The sequence below is a fragment of the Allomuricauda sp. TY007 genome (genome assembly GCF_010468565.1).
Classification (GTDB): domain Bacteria; phylum Bacteroidota; class Bacteroidia; order Flavobacteriales; family Flavobacteriaceae; genus Flagellimonas.
Genome location: NZ_WUEG01000004.1, coordinates 124716 through 149822, shown reverse-complemented (window position 1 = coordinate 149822; position 25107 = coordinate 124716). Strand labels below are relative to the sequence as shown.

Below are 25107 nucleotides of genomic sequence, written 5' to 3'. Positions count from 1 at the left end.
CTTTGTAATCAAAATGTGAACAAATAGTGGACGGAACTGTTTATAAATCAACGGGAAGCTGGTATACCGTAAAATCCTCGGAAGGGGTGTTTTACGAATGCCGTATCAAAGGAAAGTTCCGAACACAGGGCATTAAAAGCACCAATCCGGTAGCTGTTGGAGATCATGTTGAGTTTGAGTTGGAAAATATTGGAGATGAGACGCTTGGTGTTATCCATAAGATAGGAGAGCGCAAAAATTATATCGTTCGTAAGTCGGTAAAACTTTCCAAACAGACCCATATTATTGCTTCCAACCTTGATCAAGTTTTTCTGTTGATCACCCTCAACAACCCGCCCACTTTCACCAGTTTTATAGATCGGTTTTTGGTCACTGCAGAAGCCTACGATATTCCCGTAGTTCTTCTTTTTAACAAGATGGATGTGTATAGCGAAGAGGAGAAGGGCGAGGTTGCTTATCTAATTGACCTTTACACCAAAATTGGCTACCCTTGCATACAAATTGAAGCGAAAACAGCTAAAAATGTGGATAAGGTAAAAGAACTGATGGTGGGCAAGACCAGTATGTTTGCTGGTCACTCCGGTGTGGGAAAGTCCACTTTGGTCAATGCATTGGAACCAGGTTTGAAGTTGAAAACGGCCGAGATTTCCGAGCAGCATATGCAGGGACAGCACACCACAACTTTTGCAGAGATGTACGATCTCTCTTTTGATGCCCGTATTATTGATACCCCAGGAATTAAAGGTTTTGGCATTGTGGATATGGAAAAGCATGAAATAGGGGATTATTTTCCAGAGTTCTTTGCTTTGAAATCAGAATGTAAGTTTAATAATTGCCTCCATTTGGATGAACCCAAATGTGCCGTGAAAGAAGCGTTGGAGCATGATGAAATTGCGGCAAGCCGATACCGAAGCTATGTTCAAATGTTAACAGGCGAAGAAGACAATCCGTATAGGGAAAGATAAATGAGAACAGTATTACAACGAGTTTCAAAAGCAAGTGTTACAGTCGATGGCAAAGTGATTTCATCCGTAGGAAAAGGTCTATTGGTATTATTGGGCATAGAGGATGCCGATAACAAAGACGATATTGATTGGTTGACGAATAAAGTTCTAAATCTTCGAATTTTCAATGATGAAGATGGTGTAATGAATCGTTCCGTGTTGGATATTGACGGAGATATTATCGTGGTCAGTCAATTTACCTTGCATGCACAAACAAAAAAAGGAAATCGCCCATCGTACATAAAAGCTGCAAAACCAGATGTAGCTATACCTATGTACGAAAAATTTGTTCAAGTTTTGGAACAGAAACTGGGAAAAAAAGTAGGTACGGGAATTTTTGGCGCCGACATGAAAGTTGAGCTTCTTAATGATGGCCCTGTAACCATTTTTATAGATACAAAAAACAAAGAATAATTACTTTTTGTCGAAAAAATTATCTTTATTGTAGGAAATCAATCACTTTGCCGTTACCTAACTAACCATTTCCCAATAAACGAATGCGATTCTTTTTCTTTTCCCTATTTAGTTTACTCTTTTATTTTTCATTTTCTCAAACCTATAATGTAGGCTCCATACCAAAAGAGTTGCGCCAAAGCGCCGATGCAGTTGTACGCTTGGATAAAATGGACGTTGTGGTCGAAGCCTTGGACAAAATGACTGTTACCAGTAAAAGGGTGGTCACGGTATTGAACGAAAAAGGGAATGCGCATATTCATGCCTATGCCTTTTACGAAAAAAACGATAAGGTCTCCAAACTGGAAGCTATTATTTATGATACACGGGGCGAGGAAATCAAAAAAATCAAAAAAAGGGACTTTTTAGACCAAAGTGCCATTGGTGGAGGAACGCTTTATTCTGAATCACGGGTTTTGGTCATGCAATATACACCCTCGCAATATCCCTATACCGTTGAGTTTACCAAAGAGTATTCAACTCCTAACACGGCATTTGCCCCCAATTGGTCCTTTTTGGATGATTATCGGGTCGGAACCGAAAGGAGCGAGTTTTCTTTTGCCGTAGAATGCGGTATACCGTTTAGGCATAAGGAAGAGAATTTAGGACCCTACCAGGTTGAAAGCATCGAGACTGCAACTGGTATAACCTACAAGGCCAAAAACTTAAGACCTTTGGAGCGCGAACCCTTATCCCCTGCGTTTAGCGATTTTGCACCCCATATAAAAATTGCAATGAACGAATTTCATTTAGAGGGCATTAATGGCAGGGCGACAACATGGCAAAAATTGGGCAAATGGATGCACGATGAGCTTCTGGAGGGCAGGGATGCATTGTCCGAATCCACGATCTCATATATTAAAAACCTGGTTGGTGGAATATCCGACCCATTGGAGAAAACAAAAAAAGTATACGATTATGTACAGGAGAACACCAGATATATCAGTGTTCAATTGGGAATAGGTGGATGGATGCCCATTAGCGCATCGGATGTAGACCGTGTAAAATATGGAGATTGTAAAGGGCTTACCAATTATACCAAAGCATTGCTAAAGGCCGTTGGGGTGGAGTCGTACTATACCGTTGTGCACGCCGGCCCCCAGATAAGGCATTTGGATAAGAATTTTCCTTCTATGCAGGGGAATCACGTTTTCTTGAATGTACCCCTAGAGAATGAGGAAGTTTGGTTGGAGTGTACCAGTCAAACAACACCCATTAACCATTTGGGAACATTTACCGACAATCGGAATGTGCTTAAAGTCACTCCCCAAGGTGGTGAATTGGTCAGGACCAAAGAGAATCTTGATGAAGAAAATTACCAGTTTACCCAAGCCAATTTTCAATTGAGGGATGAAAAGAACGTAATCGGTCAAGTAAAAATATTTTCGAGGGGATCCCAGTACGATCAAAAATATTGGAGAACCACAAATACTCGGTCGGAGCAAGAGGAATTCTATAAAACCTACTGGAATTATGTTCAAAACCTAAAGTTGGGCGAGGTTGCCTATCAAAATAATGAAGATGAAATCGAGTTTGTGGAAACCGTAGAGTTCAAGGCCGACAATTACCTTTCTAGTGCTGGGGACAAACTCTTGTTCGCACCAAACATATCGAACAGAAATTTAGGTGTTCCAGATAGGGTAAGAAATAGAAAGATGCCACTGGTCATTTCCCGGGGCTATCTGGATGAGGATGAGTTTACCATCCATTTACCGGAAGGCTATGTTCCAGAAACCTTGCTGCTCCCCGTAAATGAAGAAACCAAGTTTGGTTCCTATTCTGTATCGGTGGAACCCAAAGAACCCGGTGTACTTGTTTACAAAAGGCGACTACTCATAAAATCGGGAGAGTACCTAAAAGAAGATTACAAACTGTATCGGAACTTTAGAAAAAAAGTGGCCACTTATGATAATGCAAAAATCGTTTTAAGTAAATAAAAATTATAGAAAAACAGGAATGAAAAGAGTATTTGCATTCTTTATTTTGCTAAATAGTTTGGCCATATTCGGGCAAGAACCCAAATTCGGTGAACTGACCGATTTCGAGTCCGGATTCAAAAGCTATGAAAAAGATACGACCGCCCATGCAGTTTATCTATACGAGAAAGGCGAAAACTATTTTGAGGTAAGGAGAGATTACGTCTGGTTGATAAAAAAATACCACGCCAAAATTAAAATTTTAGATAAGCAGGGTTTCTCGGAAGCGGAAATAAGTATCCCCTATTACCACTCGGACAATGGTACCGAAAGAGTTAACGACATTAGGGCCATAACCCATACCAATGGGGCAAAGCACAATGTAATGGCTCATAATGTATTCGATGTTGAGGTGAGCGAGCATTGGTCGGAGAAAAGATTTACTTTTTCGAATGTGCAAAACGGTTCCATTTTGGAATATACCTACGAAATCCAATCCCCATTTTTTTATAATTTGAATGGATGGGACTTTCAGGATGATATTCCTAAAATTCACACAGAATATAATGCGAAGATTCCGGGGAATTATATTTACAACAGGTCATTGTTGGGCAACTTCCCCTTAGATGTGAACGAAGCCACCATTAAAAAAAGTTGTTTCAGTATTCCAGGAACAAGTCAACAAGCAGATTGTGAGGTGCTCAGGTATGTGATGGAGGATGTTCCAGCTTTTAAAAGTGACGAGGAATATATGTTGGCTCCTTCCAATTATAAATCCAGATTGGAATTTGAACTTTCCGAATACCAGAGTTTTAGGGGCGTTAAGGAACGATACACCAAATCATGGAAAGATGTGGACAAGGAATTTAGAACAGATGGGGACATCGGTGGTCAGCTTAGGAAGAAGAATTACTTTGAACGAAACCTGCCCCTCGATATCCTAGCAGGAAAGGAAGAAGACCTCACCAAGGCCAAAAACCTCTACAACTTTGTTAAATCCCATTATTCATGGAACGGAAAGTTCGGTATTTTTAGGGACAACAAGGTTAAAAAAGCATTTGATGAAGGTGTGGGGAACGTTGCTGAAATCAATATTACCCTTATCAACCTGCTCAATGCGGCAGGAATGGATGCGGATTTGATGCTGTTGTCCACTCGGGCCCATGGTCTGCCCAAAAAAAGCCATCCGGTAATGTCCGATTTTAATTATGTGATTGCCAAATTGGATATTGATGGTACCACCTACCTGTTGGATGCAACGGAAAAACAGTTGCCCTTTGGAATGCTGCCGTACCGATGCCTGAACTATTACGGTAGGGTAATGGACCTGGATGGGGAGAGCTATTGGTTCGACATTGAAGCTCCCAAGGGCAACAGCAAAGAAGTAATGTTACGGTTAAACCTGAACTTTGAGGACGGTACTGCCAAAGGAAACTTTGATGAGATTTCAAGAGGCTATGAGGCCTATTTTAAAAATAACCATTTGGCAAGTATTTCCAATCAGGAATATTTGGACGAGGTGGAGAACAGTACCAATGGCGATTTTTATATTAATGAGTACAACATTGACGAGGATAAATCCAATGAGAATATGTTGATGGAGCATTTTACCTTCGAGCTCGAAAACCTGAATACCTCTAAAAACATCTACTTCAACCCTTTTTTGATTCGCTTTTTCCAAACCAACCCATTTAAAAGCTCGGAACGAAATTATCCCGTCGATTTTGGGTACTGGCGAAATTACAAGTACATGGCCAACATTAAAATTCCCGAAGGTTATCGAATAAAGGATCTTCCGGAAAACAACAACATTGCACTTCCGGGGGGCAGTGGGGTGCTCCGGTTCAATTGTTCCACATCCCAGGATAATATTATAGTGTTTTTTAATCTTCAATTAAGGTCAACACAATACAAAAGTGAGGGCTATGCCTTTGTAAAGGAGTTATTTGAACAGGCTGTAACTAGTATCAACCAAAGTTATTTGGTGTTTGAAAAGGAGTAATCAGGTATTGTTGTTACCTTAGTGCCAACTTCAAAATTGGTTTCAGGTGAACATAGAAAATGCACAACAAGCTGTTGACGAATGGATCAAGAACCATGGGGTACGCTATTTTAACGAGCTTACCAATATGGCCCAACTTACCGAAGAGGTAGGCGAGGTGGCGCGAATTATTGCACGGCGTTATGGGGAACAGAGCGAAAAAGAATCCGATAAGGCCAAGGATTTGGGCGAGGAACTGGCCGATGTGGTTTTTGTGGTACTCTGTTTAGCTAATCAAACGGGAATAGACTTGCAGGAAGCCTTTGACAAAAAACTGGACCTTAAGGCCAAACGGGACCACGACCGCCATCAAAATAACAAAAAGCTCAAATAAAGTTGCCTGCTTAAAGGGACATTAGGGCTGTTTTTTCTAGTTTTGACAATTCATTCAAACCCTAACGAATTGAGACTCCAACTTTCTGCACCCGACGATAGAAAAATTCAAAAGGCCATTGCAATAACCGGTTCCAAGAGTGAGACGAATCGGTCTTTATTGTTGCAGGCCCTTTTTCCAAATATCAAAATAGAGAATCTTTCCAATTCCGACGATGGAGCGGTCATGCAAAAAGGATTGGCCAAATCAACAGGTGAAGTGGATATTCACCACGCTGGTACTGCCATGCGGTTTTTAACCGCCTATTTTGCTTCACAAGAAGGAAAACAAGTAGTACTTACGGGTTCTCAGCGTATGCAGGAACGTCCCATAAAAGTTTTGGTAGAGGCACTTCGATCGTTGGGTGCCGATATTGATTACGCCAAGGAAGAAGGTTATCCACCGCTCAAAATATTTGGAAAGAAACTGGAAAAGAGTCAAGTTTCCCTTCCGGCCAACATCAGCAGCCAATATATTTCGGCCTTGTTGTTGATAGCACCCAGTTTGGAAAATGGTCTTGAATTGGAATTGATAGGGAAAATCACTTCGGTACCCTATATAAAAATGACTTTGGCACTTTTAGGGCAAATCGGGGTACAGACCGCTTTTGAAGGGAATATAATTAAGGTCTCTGCAAAAGAAAGTGTGGCAGATATCACCTTGGTGGTGGAATCCGATTGGAGTTCGGCAAGTTATTTTTACAGCATTGCCGCAATGAGCGAAATTGGTACCGAGATACAATTGTCTTCGTACAAAGAAAGTTCTTTGCAAGGTGATAGTGTGTTGGCCAACATCTATAAAGATTTTGGAGTGCAGACCAAATTTTCCAACAATACCATTCTCCTCAAAAAAACTTCCGAGGTAAAATCGGCTCATTTGGAGTATAACCTTTCCAATGCCCCTGATATTGCACAGACCATTGCTGTAACTTGTCTTGGTTTGGGCATTGGCTGCCATCTTACAGGCCTGCACACTTTACCGATCAAGGAAACAGACCGTTTGGCAGCATTACAGACCGAACTTGGCAAGTTTGGAGCCACGGTGGATATAGATTCCGAAAGTTTGACCTTGCAACCGCAATCCAACCTAAAAAGCGAAGTGGCAGTCGACACCTACAACGACCACCGAATGGCAATGGCCTTTGGCCCCTTGGCACTTAAAGCAGATTTTGTTGTGAATGATGCAGAGGTGGTATCCAAGTCCTATCCCGATTTTTGGAACGACCTAAAAACACTGGGATTTAGCATCGCGGAGATGTAAACCACATTTAATCATCAAATTACTTGACATCCGCTATTGTGAGGTTGTATATTTGCCGTCTTTAAAAAATCGAAAAAAAGTCCACATGAAATTATCAAACTTCAATTTTGAATTGCCTAAGGAACTATTGGCAGAATATCCCGCGGAACACAGGGACGAATCCAAACTAATGGTGGTTCATAGGGATACAGGAAAAATTGAACATAAAATGTTCAAAGATCTAGTTGATTATTTTGATGAAGACGATGTAATGGTCTTGAACAATACCAAGGTATTTCCTGCTAGACTTTTTGGAAACAAGGAAAAAACCGGGGCCAGAATCGAAGTTTTCTTGTTGCGCGAGCTAAACCAAGAGCAACGCCTTTGGGACGTATTGGTAGATCCAGCAAGAAAAATACGTATCGGGAACAAACTTTATTTTGGAGAAGACGAGAGCTTGGTGGCAGAGGTAATTGACAATACCACTTCCAGAGGAAGAACATTGCGTTTTCTTTACGATGGTTCGTACACCGATTTTAGAAGAAAACTTAGGGAATTGGGAGAGACTCCACTTCCTAAATATATAAAAAGAGAGGTTACGCCCGATGATGAGGAGCGTTACCAAACCATTTACGCAAAGCATGAAGGTGCCGTGGCCGCCCCAACAGCAGGATTGCACTTTTCCAAGCACTTGTTGAAGCGTTTGGAAATCAAAGGAATTGATTTTGCCGAAGTCACCTTGCATGTCGGTTTGGGAACCTTTAACCCCGTTGAGGTAGAAGATTTGTCCAAACACAAAATGGACAGTGAAGAATTGGTGATTGATGAAAAAGCAACCGAAATCGTAAACAACGCAAAGGCAAACAAAAGAAAAGTTTGTGCCGTAGGTACAACGGTTATGCGTGGATTGGAAAGTGCAGTATCATCCGAGCATACCTTAAATACGTTCGAGGGATGGACCAACAAGTTCATCTTTCCTCCATACGAATTCAGCATAGCAAACTGTATGATCACGAACTTTCACCTGCCCAAATCAACATTATTGATGATGGTTTCTGCATTCGCAGGTCACGACCTGATCAAAAAAGCGTACAAGCAGGCCATTTTGGAAGGCTACCGCTTTTATTCCTACGGGGATGCCATGTTGATTTTATAAAAACAAAATTTCATAAAAGAGAAATCCCGTTCGCTTTATGGCCAGCGGGATTTTTTCTTGTTTATCTTTAAGTGGTGGAAATCAAAAAAAAGGACATACGAGCATTGACAAAGGAACAGCTCCGACAGTTTTTTGTGGATCAGGGTGATAAGGCGTTTCGTGGCAACCAGGTATATGAATGGTTATGGCAGAAATCTGCCCACGATTTTGATGCCATGACCAATATTTCCAAGGAAACCCGAAAAATGTTGGAAGATAACTTTGTCATCAACCATATTCGGGTGGACCAAATGCAACGTAGTTCGGATGGTACCATTAAGAATGCCGTTCGCTTGCATGATGGATTGATCGTCGAATCCGTTTTGATTCCAACAGAAACCCGTACCACCGCCTGTGTTTCCAGTCAGGTTGGCTGTAGTTTGGACTGTAGGTTTTGCGCCACCGCTCGATTAAAGCGTATGCGAAACCTAAATCCCGATGAGATTTATGATCAAGTGGTGGCCATTGACAATGAAAGCCGTTTGTATTTTGACCGACCCTTGAGCAATATTGTTTTTATGGGTATGGGAGAGCCTTTGATGAACTACAACAATGTACTCAAGGCCATCGATAAGATAACCTCTCCCGAAGGATTGGGCATGTCTCCCAAGCGAATTGTGGTTTCTACCTCGGGGGTGCCCAAGATCATTAAGAAAATGGCAGACGAAGAGGTGAAGTTTGGTTTGGCGGTTTCCTTGCACTCCGCTATTGATGAAGTACGTACGTCTATAATGCCCTTCAATGCCACATTTCCATTAAAAGATTTAAGGAAGGCGTTGGAATATTGGTACAGTAAGACCAAGAACAGGATTACTTACGAATATGTGGTTTGGAAAGGAATAAACGATACCCAAGAGGCCGTGGATGCCTTGGTAAAGTTTTGCAAATTTGCACCTTCCAAAGTCAATATTATAGAATATAATCCTATTGATGATGGTGAATTTCAGCAAGCATCCAGCAAAGCGGTAGAAATGTACCAAAACACATTGGAACGAAATGACATCACGGTAACAGTACGCAGGTCCCGCGGTAAAGATATTGATGCCGCTTGTGGGCAACTCGCGAATAAAAGCTAGGTTTAAGAAGTCGGAAGTCAGTTCGAGCTGTCATCCTGAGCGCAGTCGAAGGAGCAGTCGAGAACTCTTGGTTAGTTAAGTTCAAGTTCAAGCATCAACAAACCCTGTAAACCACCAATACTGTAAGGACTGTATCTTAAAACTTCGATTTCATTCCTACAACTCTTTCATTTTCCCTACTTTTAGGCATTCAAAACCAAACACCACACCTGTTACGTTGAAAATCGTTTCGCAGATAAGGGAACCCATTGAAACCGAGATGCAGCTTTTTGAGGAAAAATTCCTCAAATCCATGTCTTCCAAGGTAGCACTGTTCAATAGGATTACCTACTACATAGTAAATAGAAAGGGCAAACAGATGCGCCCCATGTTCGTGTTTTTGACCGCCAAATTGTTGAATGGCGAGGTCAACGAGCGTACCTACACCGGAGCATCCATTATCGAATTGATCCATACCGCTAGCTTGGTGCACGACGATGTGGTGGACGATAGTAACAAACGTAGAGGGTTTTTCTCCATCAATGCATTGTGGAAGAACAAAATTGCTGTTTTGGTAGGTGATTTTCTTTTCTCCAAAGGACTTTTGGTCTCTTTGGAAAATAAGAATTACGATTTGCTCCATATTATTTCCAATGCGGTTAGGGATATGAGCGAAGGGGAATTGCTTCAAATTGAAAAAGCACGATTGTTGGATATTACAGAAGATGTTTACTACGACATCATCCGACAGAAAACAGCAACTTTGATTGCGGCTTGCTGCAGTATGGGAGCTTGTTCTGTTCGACCCGATTCTGATGAAGTGGAAACCTTTAGGAAGTTCGGTGAGCTTTGCGGAATGGCCTTTCAAATCAAAGATGACCTTTTTGACTATGGTGCAGAGAAAATCGGAAAACCTACGGGAATCGATATCAAAGAACAGAAAATGACGCTTCCCTTGATTTATGCCTTGAACAATAGCGATAAGGATAAGAAGAAGTGGTTGATCAACTCCATCAAAAAGCACAACAAGGACAAAAAAAGGGTTAAGGAAGTAATCGAGTACGTCAAAGAGAGGGGTGGACTGGATTATGCCGTGGTCAAAATGTTGGAGTTTAAGGATGAAGCTTTGGCCATTTTGGACAATTATCCCGATTCCGAGTACAAAAGTGCCCTCACACTTATGGTCAATTACGTGGTGGACCGAAAAAAATAAAAATTTAAAAACTTGAAAATCAAACAAATACTGAAAATTTTTATTTTCAGGCAACCCTTCATGAATTTATCCCGTCTATTAAAATAGAAGCACTTTTATAAACCAAACTTTGAAGATCATCGCGTTACATAGCAACGAAAAACAATTGATCAAAAAATCAATCAAAGGAGACCAACAGGCTCAAAAGTTGCTGTACGATAAGTTTTCGCCCAAAATGTTGGGGGTGTGTAGGCAATACATCAAAGACCTTCATTTTGCGGAGGATGTGATGATCAATGGTTTTGTCAAGGTATTTAAGCATTTAGGTTCCTATCAACATAAAGGGAGTTTAGAAGGTTGGATCAGAACGATAATGGTACGAGAAAGTATTTCGTATTTGCGTAAAAGGCAATTTGTGGTTTATGATGATGATGCTCTGGAAGTGAACGGAGAGGTTTCATCTGGAAATGATGATCTCTTGGATGTGGAATATGTGCAATACCTTATTGATGAATTGCCAGAAGGCTACAAAGCAGTGTTTTTGCTTTACGCCATAGAAGGTTACGGACACAAGGAGATTGCAGAGCTGTTGGAAATATCCGAAGGAACTTCAAAATCGCAATTGTTCAAAGCCAGAAAGATGCTTCAAGAGAATTTAAGTTTAAACGGAATGTCGCCTAAATCAAAATCGGCGAGTAAAAAGTAGCGGGTATGGATAAGTTGGAAAAACATATCAAGGAGAAGTTGAAGGAACGAACCATTGCCCCGTCAGCGAATGCTTGGGACAAAATCGCTTTGCAAGTTAAGGAGCCATCACCAAGAAAAAAGAATACTTGGTTCCCGTACGCCATTGCTGCAAGTGTTGTGGGCATTGTATTCGTATCAATCTTCTTTTTTGCCAAGGATAATCCTGAGGCGGAACAAATACAGGTAGTGGAAACCGATACCAAAACGGCCAAAGAAATCGAACCAGAGCATAAAGTTGTCAAAGAATTTGTACAGGAGGAACAAACCGAGGTTGTGGAGACAGGGCTTGAATCGGTTACACCAGAAAAAACGGAGGAATTCAGTCCAAAAGAGTCGATTTCCAAAGCAGCAGTTGCCGAACAGGAAGTAAAACAGCCATTGCAAGACGAGGTTATAATAAACTCAAATAAATTAATTGCGCAAAAGGTAGGGGAAGTAGTGGCACAAGTAGAGCTTATGGAAACCGCACAGCGAGATGTTTCCGATGCGGAAGTGGATTCACTTTTAAGGGCGGCACAGCGACAGATTTTGACCGATAAGTTATTTTCCGAAAGTGGTTCTGTGGATGCCATGTCCCTGCTGGCCGAGGTGGAGGATGAGCTGGACGAATCGTTCCGGGACCAAATCTTTGATGCGTTAAAATCAGGTTACCTAAAACTACGTACCGCGGTGGCAGACCGAAATCAATAAAATTATTCATCAATCAAAACAAGCCTTCTACAACTTCCTGTCCAAAACGGGCGGGAAGGAGGGAGGTTTATAATCCAAAACAATCATGAAGACAATTACATTTTATTCAGCAGTGTTATTCTTGTTCTTAGTTTCCCATATAGCTTTTGGGCAGGAGGACTATCAAAAGAAAATTGAGGCGTTGAAAGTTGAAAAGCAGCGTATCATAGAACAGGAGAAAGAAGCCCTTAAGTTCGAGGTTAAGGATATCAATCAACGATTGGAGGATGGCGATATTTCTGAAAGCGAGGCCAAAACCTTAAAAGAGGAAGCTGCCAAACGGCGAGCTTTAAATATTGAGAACCGAGTTGCCATTATCGAGAACAAGATTGCTTGGTTGGAACGCAATGAGGGCGAGGTGCTCATGTTGACCGAGTTGGATACCCTAGAGGGAGACAGAGTGCGTATAGGACTGCTTATTGATGGTAAGCCTGCCGTTACCTTTAATTCCAAAAGATGGAAAAAAGAAATAAAATATGACAGACGCACCTATTCCGATTTTGTAATGGCCATTGGTCTGAACAATGCGTTGATCGAGGGGCAATCGTTGAATGACTCGCCCTATAAAATTGGGGGAAGCCGTTTTTTTGAAATGGGTTGGCAATGGCGGACCAGAGTTTTTAAAAATTCCAATTGGTTACGTTTTAATTACGGATTTTCATTTCAGTTTAATGGTTTAAAGCCAGATGGGAATCGAATCTTTGTACAAGAGGGTGACCAAACTGTTTTGGAAGAGTTTGAATACGATTTGGATAAATCTAAATTTAGAATGGACAATCTTGTATTTCCAGTACATTTTGAGGTAGGTCCATCTCGCCTAAAGAAAACAGAACGAACTATGCGTTACTCCATACGTAATCAGTTTAGGTTAGGTTTTGGGGGTTATGGTGGCTTTAGCTTGGGAACCCGTCAAAAATTAAAATATAATAGAGATGGTGAAAATGTAAAGGACAAACTTAAAAGGGATTACAACAGCAGTGACCTAATTTATGGTGTGAGTGGATATATGGGGTTTGATGGGGTACTACTTTATTTAAAATATGACCTAAATCCCATTTTTAAAGATGCGGATGTAAAGCAGAACAACATATCATTAGGCCTTCGGTTCGATATTTAACCATTTTTGAACCTTCAAGAAATGCGGTCAGGATTTTTCTGGCCGTTTTTTTATTTGGATAACGCCCTTTCCATTTCTGGGGTAAACTCCTCTTTGTAGTACACTTTTCTGCAATGCGAACATTCCGCGTATCTCACATTGTTGATGGTAAAGAGAGGAATCCAGAACAGATGTGCATAGTTGGGCTGCGCCACCGCTGTCAATGTCCCGGTTTGGTGACAATAAGGACAGCTAACGTTTGGAAGCGCTTTGGTTTCCTTTTTGCCTGGTCTTGTTCCGAAAAAAAGTATCATTTAAAACTAAAATTGCTTGTTGTGCATTTTGGAGCAACTATCTATTGGAAAATGCGTCATGCTGAACTCGCCTGCCTGCCGGCAAAGGCAGGTTTCAGCATCCCATCACATATTTTCATCCAATACTCATAAAATGAGACCCTGAAATAAATTCAGGGTGACGAAAACCTATGCTATTTTAACATATTATGGCCATAGCCAATAATAGTAAAGGTAAAATAGAAAAATGCACAACAGGTTAAAATTATTGGCATCAAAGTTATAGCTTTCCTGTATGAATGAAGAAAAATGATTTTCGTTTTTAAATATTTTCTACATTCGCCCACATTTATGAAACATTGAACGCCTACCACGACTTGGAGGATTGGTTGTCCTGGATGGATGACATCTCCAGTAAGGATTATGTGATTATCAACCATTTTTTGAAGGACGAATTGTATGCCGAGATCAAATCTTTTTTTCTTGGTAAGCTCCCCAATTTCAAGGAAGCGGGTATAGGTGCCCATTCCGATAATCAAATTGATGCCAGAATACGTGGAGATTTTACGTACTGGTTGGACAGGGAAAGAGATGCCCAATTGCAAACGTATTGGAATCTATTGGATGAGACCATGCATATCTTTAACCGGTATTGCTATCTCAGTTTATCGGGATATGAATTCCACTTGGCCCATTATCCATCGGGCGGCCATTATGATAAACATTTAGATCAGTTCGAGAACAGGAACAACCGTATGATTTCCATGATCATTTATTTAAATGATGATTGGAAACCTGGCGATGGTGGCGAATTGGAAATTTTTGAAAAAGACGGAACAAGTTTCTTGGTAGAGCCCTTGGCTGCCCGTTGTGTGCTATTTAAAAGTGCAGAGGTGCCCCATGCTGTATTAAAAGCCCATAAAAATAGGTTTAGCCTAACTGGTTGGTTGTTATATCAACCTTCATCAGTAGGAAAACTATCAGTATAATCAATCTTTTTTGTACGGAATCTGTTTAATAAGTTCATCATTTTGCCCCGACGAAGCACTATAGGACATTACCATGGTCCCTTTTGTGCCGTCGTTGGCCTCAATGGTAAATACAGTGGATTGATCTCCTGGATTCGTTATGCCTTCAAAACGGTAGGAATCGATGATTTTCAAATCGTCAGGTTGGTATTCCTTTTTGGAATATAATGCTTTAATACAATTTTCCATTGCTTCAAAATCTTCTTTGTAACCCTCTTGGGTCAATGTGTTTACCGCCTCGGAAAGCGTGTCGAAACTATGTTTGTCCATGTGTGTAGATTATGTTTTAAACTTTTTATTCCTTTTTACCATATTGTATTTGCTGATATGGCTGAGCTATCAATAAATACAATCTCAAAATTCTTCGTAGATGGAGAGTCTTCAACACTATTTGCAAAAACCATTTGATGGTTTTCTGTTTGAAGAAAAATTTCCATAAACCTCAATATTTTTTGGGTCTGGTATTCTATTGTGCCATAAATTATCAAAATTTTTATGTCTTTAGGGTGAATGTTATTCTACCTAAACACACATATCAGTTTTTATAAGCTACATAATTTTGGTCAATTATACCCGATTTTGAATCATAATTTACCTCCCACTACAGGCAATGTAAGTTCAGTACCATCCAAATCCACTGAGAGCTCTGTTCCCGGTTCGGGCCAAAGTGTGAACTCTTTATCACTTGAAAAAATCATCAATCCAATTTGTTGGCCTTTGGGAATGATTTGGTCATCAGGCATCAATTCAAATTCCATTTCGTAAAATTTATTGGGAATCAAAGGCTTGCTCTCTGTTAATGAACTATGGTTTTGAGGGTCGGCCCATCCACGTGTAATAATGTTGTCCGTAATTTTGGTGTTGAAGCCATCGTTCCAAGGCAAGGATACCAACCAGACAGATAAATTGGCAGCGGGTTTGTTGCTGGCCAATTTAATCTTGATTTTAGGCACTCCGGAAATGTGTACATCCGCTGTTAAAGGTTCGGTGACATACAGCAATCTATGCTTTGTGGTTTCTGCTTGTGCCAAACTGGATCCAGAAAAGGAGTAATTGTCAACCAAGGTTTCAGTTCCTTGATTTTTGGGTTTGTTGGTGGTCAGCTGTCCTTTTTCAGGGGCTCCTTTGGTCAAGAACAATTGTATGTCCTTAGCCTCTGGATTGGGATAATCCTTGTAAGGTGTCGGGTTATCTTTTTTATCATTTTCGCGAACGATCCATGCCTTGGGCTCTTTTTCCACACCATTTTCAATGCCATATAGGTAACGTGTGAACCACCGGTTCATCATGGAAATTGGAGGTGGCCCACCGTGTCCGTTTTGGTGGTAATAAATCTGTACGGGCAATCCCATTTCTTTAGCTTTCTTATAGATTCGATAGCTATGCTCCGGCATTACGTTCCAGTCGTTGAATCCATGTGCCATCAAAAGCGCTGCTTTCATGGGTTTCATATCGTTGAGGTAATCCCGTTCGGCCCAAAAATCGTTGTAATCTCCTGTAACACGGTCCTGTCCGTTTTTCATTTCGGTATCGCGTATCACTTTGTTGTTTCTTGCTCTTTTGGACTCATCACCACTATGGATAAAATCGTATAGCACATCAATGTCCTCACCTAAATAGCCACCGGGAGAACGTACCAATCCATTGGAGCGGTAATAATGATAATACGAAGTATTGGGCGCAATGGGGATAATGGCTTCCAGACCTTCAACCCCGGTTGTGGCCGCAGCTAGGGGGATGGTACCGTTGTAAGAAGTTCCCGTCATGCCCACTTTTCCCGTGGACCAATAGGCCTTTACTTCTTTATCACCATTACGTTCGGTATAGCCTTTTGCTCTTCCATTGAGCCAATCTATCACTGCTTTTGGAGCTAGGGATTCGTTGTCGCCACCAACGGTCGGGGCACCATCGGAAAGCCCGGTGCCCGGAGAAGAGGAGTGGACCACAATATAGCCTCTTGGTACCCAAGTCCTTACTTGAGAATTCGAAATTATGGGACGCTCTCCTATACGTGTTACGTTCGGGTGTTTACGAGGTTCCCCAGATTCACCGAGTTCGTGCTTCACATCCCAAAAAATTCCTTTATCCAAACCAGCGGTTCCTGCATAGTACGGGCTGGATTCGTAAATAACAGGAAGTTTCAGGTTTTTGGAGTCCGTTTGTTCCGGGCGTGTCACATCCACATGCATACGATCTAGTTTACCGTCACCATCCGAATCAAAAGTGGTTTCTACCCAAAGATCATGACGTATCCATGTACTTGGGTCGGAAAAAGCTTCTACTACTTGGGCCTCTCCATTTTCAAAAATAGGAGATGCTTTTTTTGCTATTTGACCTTGGGCGACCAGTATAAAGGCCATTAAAAATATGCTCAGTATCCAAATTTTACGTGATGCTCTTTTCATCATACAATCCTTGTTTTAAAAAATATTCCCTGTTATTGTGGAATGTGCTTCTAAGATAATAAATCTTAAATAGGGATTTGAATTTCCGATTCACCTAAACTTTGTTTTTATTATCCAATTAAAGGTAAGGAGTGAGTGGCAAGAAATTGTACTTTATCAAAAACTATGGATTTTAAATCAGTAGTGGTTTATTATCTTTAACAGCTATTTTAAAAGAACGCCTTGATTTCAAAAACTACCATAGACCAAGTATATGAAACCGCCCGGCTGGAGGAGGTAATCGGCGATTTTGTACAATTGAAGAAGTCAGGGTCCAACTTTAAGGGGCTGAGCCCTTTTACGGATGAACGCACTCCTAGCTTTATGGTTTCGCCCGTTAAGCAAATCTGGAAGGATTTTAGTAGCGGAAAAGGGGGCAATGTGGTGGCTTTTTTAATGGAACATGAGCACTTTACCTATCCTGAGGCCATTAAATACTTGGCAAAAAAGTATAACATTGAGGTAGAGGAAACCGAACAGACAGATGAGCAAAAGGAGCAGGCCAATGAGCGGGAAAGCATGTATTTGGTCTCCGAGTATGCACAAAAGTTTTTTACCGAAACACTATGGAACAGTGAACCCGGCAAAGCCATTGGACTGACTTATTTTAAAGAACGCGGCTTCACCGATGAGACGATAAAGAAGTTTGGACTGGGGTATAGTTTGGATGAGTGGGAGGCCTTTACCAAAGAGGCATTGGGCAAAGGTTACAAATTGGAGTTTTTGGAGAAAACCGGTCTTACCATTGTTAAGGAGAAAGGTGGAGGCGAAAATCGAACGTTCGATAGATTTAAGGGAAGGGTTATGTTTCCCATACATTCCATGAGTGGGCGGGTACTTGGATTTGGTGGACGAATATTGACCAACGACAAAAAGGCGGCCAAATATTTAAACTCGCCCGAAAGCGAGATCTACCATAAGAGCAAGGTGCTTTATGGTATCTATTATGCCAAGCAGGCCATTGCCAAAGAGAACAATTGTCTTTTGGTGGAAGGTTATACCGATGTTATTCAAATGTACCAGCGGGGAGTGGAAAATGTGGTGTCATCCAGTGGAACGGCATTGACCTCCGAGCAGATTCGTTTGATCAATAGGCTCACCAAAAATATTACGGTCCTGTTCGATGGGGATGCGGCGGGATTGCGTGCATCGCTCCGTGGTATCGACCTAATTTTGGAGCAAGGTATGAATGTGAAGGTCTGTACCTTTCCAGAAGGTGAGGACCCGGATAGTTTTGCCAAAAACAATACGTACGAGGATGTAGTGCTTTATCTTCAAGAGAATTCCAAAGACTTTATCCAGTTCAAAACCTCTTTGTTGGCAAAAGAGGCAGCCAATGACCCTATAAAAAGAGCTGATACGGTTAGGGATATCGTAAATAGCATCAGTAAGATTCCCGATCGTATCCGTCAGGAAATATATGTTCAGGAATGTGCAAAGATTATGCAAATTTCTGAAGATGTACTCTACAATACCTTGGCTCAGATTGATAAAAAACATCAGACGGAAGCCTCTAAAAAAGTAAAGAAAGAGCAAAAGGCCTTCGAAGTTGTCAAGAACGATGCCGTGGTGGAAAAGGTGGATGTTCAGTATGAGTTGGAGCGTAAGATCATCGAAGTTCTTTTGCTATATGGAGACCAAAAACAGGAATTCGAGGATTTGGTGCTCAAAGAAAATGAAGAGGGCGAATTGGTGCTGGAGCCCGAGGTTGTGGAGGCGAAAGTGTATGAAAAGGTATATTTGGATCTTCAGGATGATGAAATTGAACTATCCAACGAGCAATTCAAAACGATTTACTACAAATTGATTGAAAAACTTAATGAAGATGCTGATTTTTCGATAAGTACTTTTTTATCCGATCTGGACCAAGAAACCGTCTCACAAGTGTCCTCCATTTTAATGGAAGAGGAACAATATGTTTTACATGATTGGGAACGACGGGACATCTATCCAAAAGAGAAGCAGATAGGCGTTGCTCAATTGGTGGGCGAGACCATTCTTACTCTTCGCTGCAATTTGATAAAAAATCGTATAGAAAAACTTAAGGAGCGAACTCAAGATAGCCAAGGCGATAATACGGAAGTTTTGGAAGAAATAATGAATTATCTCCAGCTTAATAAATTGTTGAACGCGAAATTGAACCGCGTACTTTCCTAAAAATATAAAACCCCTTCCAATTTTAATTGAAAGGGGTTTCCACAATAGTTGGTTTGGTTGGGTATTCCTAATAGAGTTCCAGGGCTTTTGCCTGTTGTAGCAAGTCCACCAAATTATCCACGTTCAACTTCTTCATCAACCGGGCTTTGTATGTACTTACTGTTTTTTCGTTCAAGTTTAATCCTTCGGCAACTTCTTTGTTCCTTTTTCCACTGGCCAATAGTTTAAGTACCTCGACCTCTCTGGAAGAGAGTTTTCTAAAGAATCTGCGTGGTTTTTGTGTCCCTTCATCAAAAGCAAGGCGTTGGGCGAGTTCATTGGTAATGAACATGTTGCCTTCGCTCACCTTTTTCACTGCGGAAATAATGTATTCCAAATCGGCGGTTTTGGATAGGTAGCCAAATGCACCGGCGCGAATGGTGCTGAGCGCATATACATCTTCTGACTGCCCACTGTACATTAAAGTCTTAATGTCCGGAAAGTCCACTTTAATTTTTCTAAGGGTAGCAATTCCATTGATTTCTGGAATGTCCATCTCTAAAATAACTACATCGGGGGTTATGGTTTTCAATGTATTAAAAAGCTCTTTGGTAGTTGAAACATCAGCTATAACTTCAATATCTGAACTTGATTCAAGTACCTGTCTAATACCAAGCCTAACAATAGGATGGTTGTCAGCTATCAATACTTTTATCATTTTTTTAGGTTTAATTTAATAAATGGTTAGTGGCTAAATACTTACAATGCATAGCGGGCAAGATAAGAATTTAATAGTGTAAAGTTGTAATTTTTTTCTTAAAACCACAGTTTTTCTATGGTTTTTTTCGTTTTAAACTGGGATTTTCCAGATGAACAGTTATTTTAACTCACTGGGAATCTCACAGATAGGAATGGGAATCATCTTATGTTTGTTGGCAGTATTGTAGTTTTTGTAGATGGTAAACACTTTTTTTTCCCTACCTGAAAAATCATTGGCTGTTTTACCTTGGTCATCCATTTGCATGGCCCATTCCAGTTCTGGGTAAGAGGCCCCGATTTGGTCTTCATCTGTTCGGCTATCGCCCCAAAGCCCATCGGTTGGTGCAGCTTCCATAATATCTTGGTTTACACCGAGCACCCTTCCAAGTTCGTAAACCTCTGTTTTGACCAAGTCGGCAATTGGGCTAAGGTCAACACCGCCATCACCATATTTAGTGTAGAAACCGACGCCGAAATCTTCCACTTTGTTTCCGGTACCGGCAACTAAATACCCTTCGAGGGCTGCAAAATAGTAGAGTGTAGTCATACGAAGTCTTGCACGGGTATTCGCTAGGGACATGAATCGGTCTTCCTCGTTGTCCACCTTGGGAAAGGCATCTACCAACGTATCGAATACAGGTGTCAGGTCAACGGGTTGACGGGAAACATTGGGGAAGTTTTCAATTAACCAATCTATATGCCTGTCCGCACGGGTTACTTGGTTTTCGCCTTGGTGAATTGGCATTTCCAAACATAAAAGGTCCAATCCTGTTTTGGCGCAGAGTGTTGAGGTTACTGCAGAATCAATTCCGCCAGAGACTCCAATTACAAAACCTTTGCATTTTGCGTTTTCGGCATACTCTTTTAGCCAATCAACAATATGGGTTATAACCTTTTCTGTTTGCATATCTTACTATTTAGATTCAATAAATTACCTTTGTGCCCTGTAAATTTAAACCCTGTGCCCTTAAAAATGAAGTGGTTGTTAAAATACTTTACGATTCCGGTATTTAGAAGTTTTGTTTTGGTGATGATATTACTTTTTTCATCATGTGGGGAAACGGATAAGACAGCGGAGGAAATAGATAAGGTATCCATTGATTTACAGATTTCAAGGTTTGATCAAGAATTTGCCAAGGCAACTGCGAACGATATTCCCAAATTAAAGGCTGAGTACCCTTATTTGTTCCCGGAACAGTTTCCGGATAGCGTTTGGGTGGTCAAACTAACGGACACCCTTCAAGTTGAGCTTTCGGAAGTAGTTGCCAAGGCTTTTGGCAATTTTGAACAGGAATCCAAAGATTTGGAATCACTTTTTAAACATATTGAATATTATTTTCCGGAAACCGAAACACCCCATGTGGTAACACTTACTTCGGATGTTAGATACGATAGTCGGGTTATTTTGGCAGATTCCCTTTTGTTGATCGGTCTTGATAACTATTTGGGGGTGGATCATCATTTTTATGAGGGGATTCAAAGGTATATTGCAGCGTCTTTGGACAAAAAGTTCTTAACCTCCGATGTGGCCAGTGCTTTCTCCAAAAAAGTACTGGCTTACCCAAGAAACCGGACCCTGCTTTCCCGTATGGTATATTATGGTAAAGAGCTTTACCTAAAAGATAAATTGATACCCTTGGCCACCGATGCCCAAAAAATTGGATATTCTGAAGAGGAAATGGAATGGGCAAAAGCCAATGAAGAACAAATGTGGAAGTATTTTGTGGAGCGCGAACTGCTGTATAGTACCGATACGGGATTGGATAGAAAATTCTTGGACCCGGCCCCCTTCACTAAATTTGGGTTGGAGCTGGACAATGAATCGCCCCCACGCTTGGGACGATATATGGGATGGCAAATTGTAAGGGCCTTTATGGAGAAAACAGACACAGACTTAAAGCAAATGTTGCATTTGCCAGCGGATGAAATTTTAAAAGAATCGAATTACAAACCAAAAAAATAAATGGCAGTAGAACATACTTCGGAGATAACCTTGACAGTTGGATTGGATGAGAACCGAGTGCCCGAGGAATTGAAATGGTCGGCACAAGATGGTGGGATTAATGAGGAAGAGGCCAAGGCCATGATGCTGTCCGTGTGGGATAGCAAAAATCAGGAATCCTTAAAAATCGACCTTTGGACCAAGGATATGCCAGTGGACGAAATGAAGGTATTTTTCCATCAAACCTTGGTAACCATGGCCGATACCTTTTTCAAGGCCACCCAAGATGAAAAAATGACGGCTACCATGAAGGATTTCTGTGATTATTTTGCAGAAAAGCTGGAATTGAAAAAATAAATCTAATCCAAGGGGGTGTTTGCACGATTAAATTTTGTCTTATCCTCTCCGCGTAGTTCCAAAGCATTCTCAATTGTTTGTTTTGTAGGGTATTGCAGGAATAGAAAAAATATTAGGAATGCGCCAATAATCAGATAGACCAAGTTTTGTGTGTTGGCAAAAATCACGATGCTAAAAAGTGAGCCACCTTCCAATAATGCGTACTTAATGATCGAGGCAGTTTGAAATTTGTTCAGTTTGTCTTTTAACGAAGCATTTTTAGGTATGGACTGAATTGTTTTCCTGAAGATTCGGTTTCCGAAAAAAATACTTGCCAAGGCAATAATGGGTACTATGGCCATAAAAATATCACCGGTATTGGAAACATCAACTTTTGAATCGTTATTGTTGAAATAGAAAAGAGTGCCCAAAATTACCGGGGTAACCGAAATTCCCAAATGTAAAAACGCCATGGTCTTGATGAATCCAGATGGGGAATAATTGTTGCTTGTATTTTTCACGGATGCAAAAGTGTTTACGAGCCTAAAATACCAATTTTATCCAAATGGCCTTCATCGCTTCATAAAATATAAAAGCCCCGATATGAAGTGCCCCCAAAAAGTTAGACGCTATTCGGGGCTTTTTATTTGTTATAGAAAAACTACCGTCCAATTTTGTCCAGACTCATCGGAACTTCCATGAGCAATACCCTACTGTCGGTATTTGATTTAAAGTCAAAGGAATCGGTTTCCCAAAGACCAAATCCATCCCTTTTTTCCAATTTTTGCCCATTGATCTCAACTTCGCCGTCCAATACAAAGGCATATACCCCGTTTCCTTCCTTATTTATTTGATAGGTGTCTGTAGCGCCTGCTTCAAATTTTCCCAAGTGGAACCAAGCATCTTGATGAACCCATACACCTTTATCATCAGGGTTTGGGGAAAGTACTTGGTAAAAGGCATTTTTCTTTTCAATATCCCTTATCGAAATCTGGTCGTACCTGGGTTCCACGTTTCTTTTGTTCGGGAAAACCCATATCTGTAAAAACTTAACCTCTTGGTCGGTGTTTTTGTTGTACTCACTATGCTGAATGCCAGTACCGGCACTCATCACCTGGACATCACCTTCCTTTATTGTGGTGGTGTTGCCCATGCTGTCCTTGTGTTCCAAATCGCCTTCCAAAGGAATGGAGATAATTTCCATATTATCGTGCGGATGTGTTCCAAAACCCCTGCCTGGCGCTACCTGATCATCATTAAGGACACGTAAAACGCCAAAATGCATACGCTCAGGGTCGTTGTAGCCCGCAAAACTAAAAGTATGATGAGAGTTTAGCCAGCCGTGATCAGCATGGCCGCGAGTTGTTGCTTTGTGCAATACAGATTTCATAGTATCAATCTTTTATTTTAAAATAGCTGTTTTCAGATATAGGGTCAGTCGTAAAACACAGCATTATCTTACCGCTCTATAGATCCTGGAAATAAAACTTATAAACTATTTGTTGCTCTGGAAAAACTCTTGGTTGATGCCGTCAATAAAATCCAAAAGCTCTTCCCTGCCCATCCGGTTTGTGGACGAAGTGGTAAAATGTGGGGGAACTTCTTCCCAAGCACCTTCCAATAATTTTTGAAGGTAGGTATTGGCCTGCTTTTCAATAACGGCAGGTTTTAGTTTGTCCGCTTTGGTAAAAATAATGGCAAATGGAATCTGGTTGGTGCCCAGCCACTCCATGAACTCTAGGTCCACGGGTTGGGGTTCGTGTCGAATATCTACCAAAACAAAACCACAGACCAACTGTTTTCTTTTTTGAAAGTACTCCGTGATGTACTTCTGAAATGTTCTTTTGTCCTTTTTGGAAACCTTGGCGTAGCCGTAACCGGGCAAATCTACCAAAAACCAATTGTTGTTGATCTTAAAATGGTTGATGAGCTGTGTTTTCCCAGGTCGACCCGATGTTTTGGCCAATGCTTTGCGTTCCACCAACATATTGATCAAAGATGATTTCCCTACATTGGACCTGCCGATAAAGGCATATTCAGGTAAAGGTTCGTTGGGGCATTTGGCAACATTGGAGTTGCTCATTACAAACTCGGCGGAAGAAATCTTCATTTTGAATAGATGTTAGACGCTAGATTAGAGACAATAGACTTAAACCTGTTGCTTTGTTTTGACATTTTGGTGTCGAATGTATTTTAATTTTTTGAAACCAGTTATTTTTCAATTCTGGATATGGGTAAAGATACATTTGCTATTGAAAATTTATTGGAGAACTAAGGAAAAGCAATGACTATTATAACGCAAAAACGTCCTTAAAAAAGTTATAAAGCGTCTAATATCTAACTACTAGAATCCTCTCTTCTTCAACCAAGCTTCCAGAATATGGTTAAAATCGTTGGGGTGCTCCATCATGGGGGCATGACCGCATTTTTCTATCCAATACAAATCGGAATCGGGCAACAGTTCATGGAATTCCTTGGCCACGTTTGGTGGTGTCACCGTATCATTTTCCCCCCAAATAATACAGGTTGGCGTCTTCATGTGGGGCAAATCCTTGGACATGTTGTGGCGAATGGCACTTTTGGCAATGGCCAGTGTCTTTACCAGTTTCATCCTATCGTTTACCGTGGCAAAAACTTCGTCCACAATTTCTTTAGTGGCCACTTTTGGGTCGTAAAATACGTCCTCAGCCTTCTTTTTTATGAACTCGTAGTCGCCGCGTTTAGGGTATCCATCTCCCATGGCACTCTCGTAAAGTCCAGAACTACCTGTAATAACCAATGCTTTTACCATTTCTGGGAACATTTTGGTGTGCAATAGCCCAATATGTCCACCAAGGGAATTTCCCAGCAAAATCACATCCTTCAATCCTTTGTGCTCAATAAACCCTTCCAAAAATGTAGCAAAGTTCTTTACCGTGGTTTTTAGGAGCGGCATATCGTAAATGGGCAGCTCGGGAATAAGCACCTGATATCCTTTAGAGGGGAAATATTCGGATACACCCTGGAAGTTGCTCAACCCTCCCATCAAACCGTGCAATATAATCATGGGAGTCCCTTCTCCCTTTTCTATATATCGGTACTTGCCATCCTCGATTAAATGCTCTTCCATCTATAGTTAGTTGGTAGTAA

The 25107-nt window shown here is 41.0% G+C and carries 25 protein-coding genes; 16 read left to right on the top strand and 9 right to left on the bottom strand.

What is annotated here, in order from left to right:
- Positions 1 to 26 precede the first annotated feature (26 nt).
- The 12 genes from rsgA (at position 27) to GO009_RS05490 (ending at position 13061) form a co-directional block, all read left to right on the top strand.
- Positions 27 to 965 (top strand): ribosome small subunit-dependent GTPase A, encoded by a 939-nt coding sequence (gene rsgA, locus GO009_RS05545; RefSeq protein ID WP_163625225.1) that lies wholly within the window; start codon positions 27 to 29, stop codon positions 963 to 965.
- Positions 966 to 1418 (top strand): D-aminoacyl-tRNA deacylase, encoded by a 453-nt coding sequence (dtd, locus tag GO009_RS05540; RefSeq protein WP_163625224.1) that lies wholly within the window; start codon positions 966 to 968, stop codon positions 1416 to 1418.
- 83 nt (positions 1419 to 1501) lie between these two features.
- Positions 1502 to 3394, top strand: coding sequence for a DUF3857 domain-containing protein (locus GO009_RS05535; protein ID WP_163625223.1), 1893 nt, complete (start codon positions 1502 to 1504; stop codon positions 3392 to 3394).
- A gap of 19 nt (positions 3395 to 3413) precedes the next feature.
- Complete coding sequence (locus GO009_RS05530) at positions 3414 to 5375, top strand: DUF3857 domain-containing protein (protein WP_163625222.1); 1962 nt, start codon at positions 3414 to 3416, stop codon at positions 5373 to 5375.
- A gap of 46 nt (positions 5376 to 5421) precedes the next feature.
- Positions 5422 to 5748 (top strand): nucleotide pyrophosphohydrolase, encoded by a 327-nt coding sequence (locus GO009_RS05525; RefSeq protein WP_163625221.1) that lies wholly within the window; start codon positions 5422 to 5424, stop codon positions 5746 to 5748.
- Positions 5749 to 5817: 69 nt separating this feature from the next.
- The gene (locus GO009_RS05520; protein WP_163625220.1) at positions 5818 to 7047 is read left to right on the top strand and encodes a 3-phosphoshikimate 1-carboxyvinyltransferase; all 1230 of its coding nucleotides are present in this window, start codon (positions 5818 to 5820) and stop codon (positions 7045 to 7047) included.
- Between the two features lie 85 nt (positions 7048 to 7132).
- Positions 7133 to 8182 (top strand): tRNA preQ1(34) S-adenosylmethionine ribosyltransferase-isomerase QueA, encoded by a 1050-nt coding sequence (gene queA / locus GO009_RS05515; protein ID WP_163625219.1) that lies wholly within the window; start codon positions 7133 to 7135, stop codon positions 8180 to 8182.
- A 74-nt stretch (positions 8183 to 8256) separates the two neighbouring features.
- Positions 8257 to 9297, top strand: a complete 1041-nt coding sequence (gene rlmN / locus GO009_RS05510; protein ID WP_163625218.1) for a 23S rRNA (adenine(2503)-C(2))-methyltransferase RlmN — start codon at positions 8257 to 8259, stop codon at positions 9295 to 9297.
- Between the two features lie 217 nt (positions 9298 to 9514).
- The gene (locus GO009_RS05505; protein WP_163625217.1) at positions 9515 to 10489 is read left to right on the top strand and encodes a polyprenyl synthetase family protein; all 975 of its coding nucleotides are present in this window, start codon (positions 9515 to 9517) and stop codon (positions 10487 to 10489) included.
- Between the two features lie 109 nt (positions 10490 to 10598).
- Entirely contained in the window at positions 10599 to 11174 is a 576-nt protein-coding gene (locus GO009_RS05500; protein WP_163625216.1) for an RNA polymerase sigma factor, read from the top strand.
- Between the two features lie 5 nt (positions 11175 to 11179).
- Positions 11180 to 11905, top strand: coding sequence for a hypothetical protein (locus tag GO009_RS05495; protein ID WP_163625215.1), 726 nt, complete (start codon positions 11180 to 11182; stop codon positions 11903 to 11905).
- 85 nt (positions 11906 to 11990) lie between these two features.
- On the top strand, positions 11991 to 13061 hold the full coding sequence (locus GO009_RS05490; protein ID WP_163625214.1) for a hypothetical protein: 1071 nt from the start codon (positions 11991 to 11993) through the stop codon (positions 13059 to 13061).
- Positions 13062 to 13111: 50 nt separating this feature from the next.
- Here the strand turns inward: GO009_RS05490 and GO009_RS05485 are convergent, their stop codons facing one another.
- Positions 13112 to 13354: a zinc-ribbon domain-containing protein gene (locus GO009_RS05485; RefSeq protein ID WP_163625213.1), complete on the bottom strand. Its 243-nt coding sequence runs from the start codon at positions 13352 to 13354 to the stop codon at positions 13112 to 13114.
- 338 nt (positions 13355 to 13692) lie between these two features.
- Here GO009_RS05485 and GO009_RS05480 point away from each other — a divergent pair, with 338 nt between their 5' ends.
- Positions 13693 to 14322, top strand: a complete 630-nt coding sequence (locus tag GO009_RS05480) for a 2OG-Fe(II) oxygenase (RefSeq protein WP_239057394.1) — start codon at positions 13693 to 13695, stop codon at positions 14320 to 14322.
- Here the strand turns inward: GO009_RS05480 and GO009_RS05475 are convergent, their stop codons facing one another.
- Complete coding sequence (locus tag GO009_RS05475) at positions 14323 to 14631, bottom strand: phosphoribosylpyrophosphate synthetase (protein WP_163625212.1); 309 nt, start codon at positions 14629 to 14631, stop codon at positions 14323 to 14325.
- A 314-nt stretch (positions 14632 to 14945) separates the two neighbouring features.
- The gene (locus tag GO009_RS05470) at positions 14946 to 16769 is read right to left on the bottom strand and encodes a Xaa-Pro dipeptidyl-peptidase (protein WP_163625211.1); all 1824 of its coding nucleotides are present in this window, start codon (positions 16767 to 16769) and stop codon (positions 14946 to 14948) included.
- Between the two features lie 219 nt (positions 16770 to 16988).
- Between GO009_RS05470 and dnaG the strand changes: the two genes are divergently transcribed.
- Positions 16989 to 18962, top strand: a complete 1974-nt coding sequence (gene dnaG / locus GO009_RS05465) for a DNA primase (RefSeq protein ID WP_163625210.1) — start codon at positions 16989 to 16991, stop codon at positions 18960 to 18962.
- 67 nt (positions 18963 to 19029) lie between these two features.
- Here dnaG and GO009_RS05460 read toward each other — a convergent pair whose 3' ends face one another.
- The gene (locus GO009_RS05460) at positions 19030 to 19659 is read right to left on the bottom strand and encodes a response regulator transcription factor (RefSeq protein WP_163625209.1); all 630 of its coding nucleotides are present in this window, start codon (positions 19657 to 19659) and stop codon (positions 19030 to 19032) included.
- 159 nt (positions 19660 to 19818) lie between these two features.
- On the bottom strand, positions 19819 to 20607 hold the full coding sequence (nadE, locus tag GO009_RS05455) for an NAD(+) synthase (RefSeq protein ID WP_163625208.1): 789 nt from the start codon (positions 20605 to 20607) through the stop codon (positions 19819 to 19821).
- A gap of 66 nt (positions 20608 to 20673) precedes the next feature.
- Between nadE and gldB the strand changes: the two genes are divergently transcribed.
- Both gldB and gldC read left to right on the top strand, forming a co-directional pair.
- Positions 20674 to 21663 carry a gliding motility lipoprotein GldB gene (gene gldB / locus GO009_RS05450; RefSeq protein ID WP_239057393.1) on the top strand — a complete coding sequence of 330 codons (990 nt, stop codon included), beginning with the start codon at positions 20674 to 20676 and terminating at the stop codon, positions 21661 to 21663.
- Positions 21664 to 21999, top strand: coding sequence for a gliding motility protein GldC (gldC, locus tag GO009_RS05445; protein ID WP_014033322.1), 336 nt, complete (start codon positions 21664 to 21666; stop codon positions 21997 to 21999). It begins immediately after the preceding gene.
- 2 nt (positions 22000 to 22001) lie between these two features.
- On the opposite strand, the gene GO009_RS05440 is transcribed toward gldC, so the two are convergent.
- From GO009_RS05440 to GO009_RS05425, 4 genes are all read right to left on the bottom strand, one after another.
- On the bottom strand, positions 22002 to 22499 hold the full coding sequence (locus GO009_RS05440) for a hypothetical protein (RefSeq protein ID WP_163625206.1): 498 nt from the start codon (positions 22497 to 22499) through the stop codon (positions 22002 to 22004).
- Between the two features lie 140 nt (positions 22500 to 22639).
- A complete protein-coding gene (locus GO009_RS05435) occupies positions 22640 to 23368 on the bottom strand; it encodes a pirin family protein (RefSeq protein WP_163625205.1) in 729 nt (242 codons plus the stop codon).
- Positions 23369 to 23473: 105 nt separating this feature from the next.
- Positions 23474 to 24088, bottom strand: a complete 615-nt coding sequence (yihA, locus tag GO009_RS05430) for a ribosome biogenesis GTP-binding protein YihA/YsxC (RefSeq protein ID WP_163625204.1) — start codon at positions 24086 to 24088, stop codon at positions 23474 to 23476.
- A 234-nt stretch (positions 24089 to 24322) separates the two neighbouring features.
- A complete protein-coding gene (locus tag GO009_RS05425; RefSeq protein ID WP_163625203.1) occupies positions 24323 to 25087 on the bottom strand; it encodes an alpha/beta fold hydrolase in 765 nt (254 codons plus the stop codon).
- Positions 25088 to 25107 lie beyond the last annotated feature (20 nt).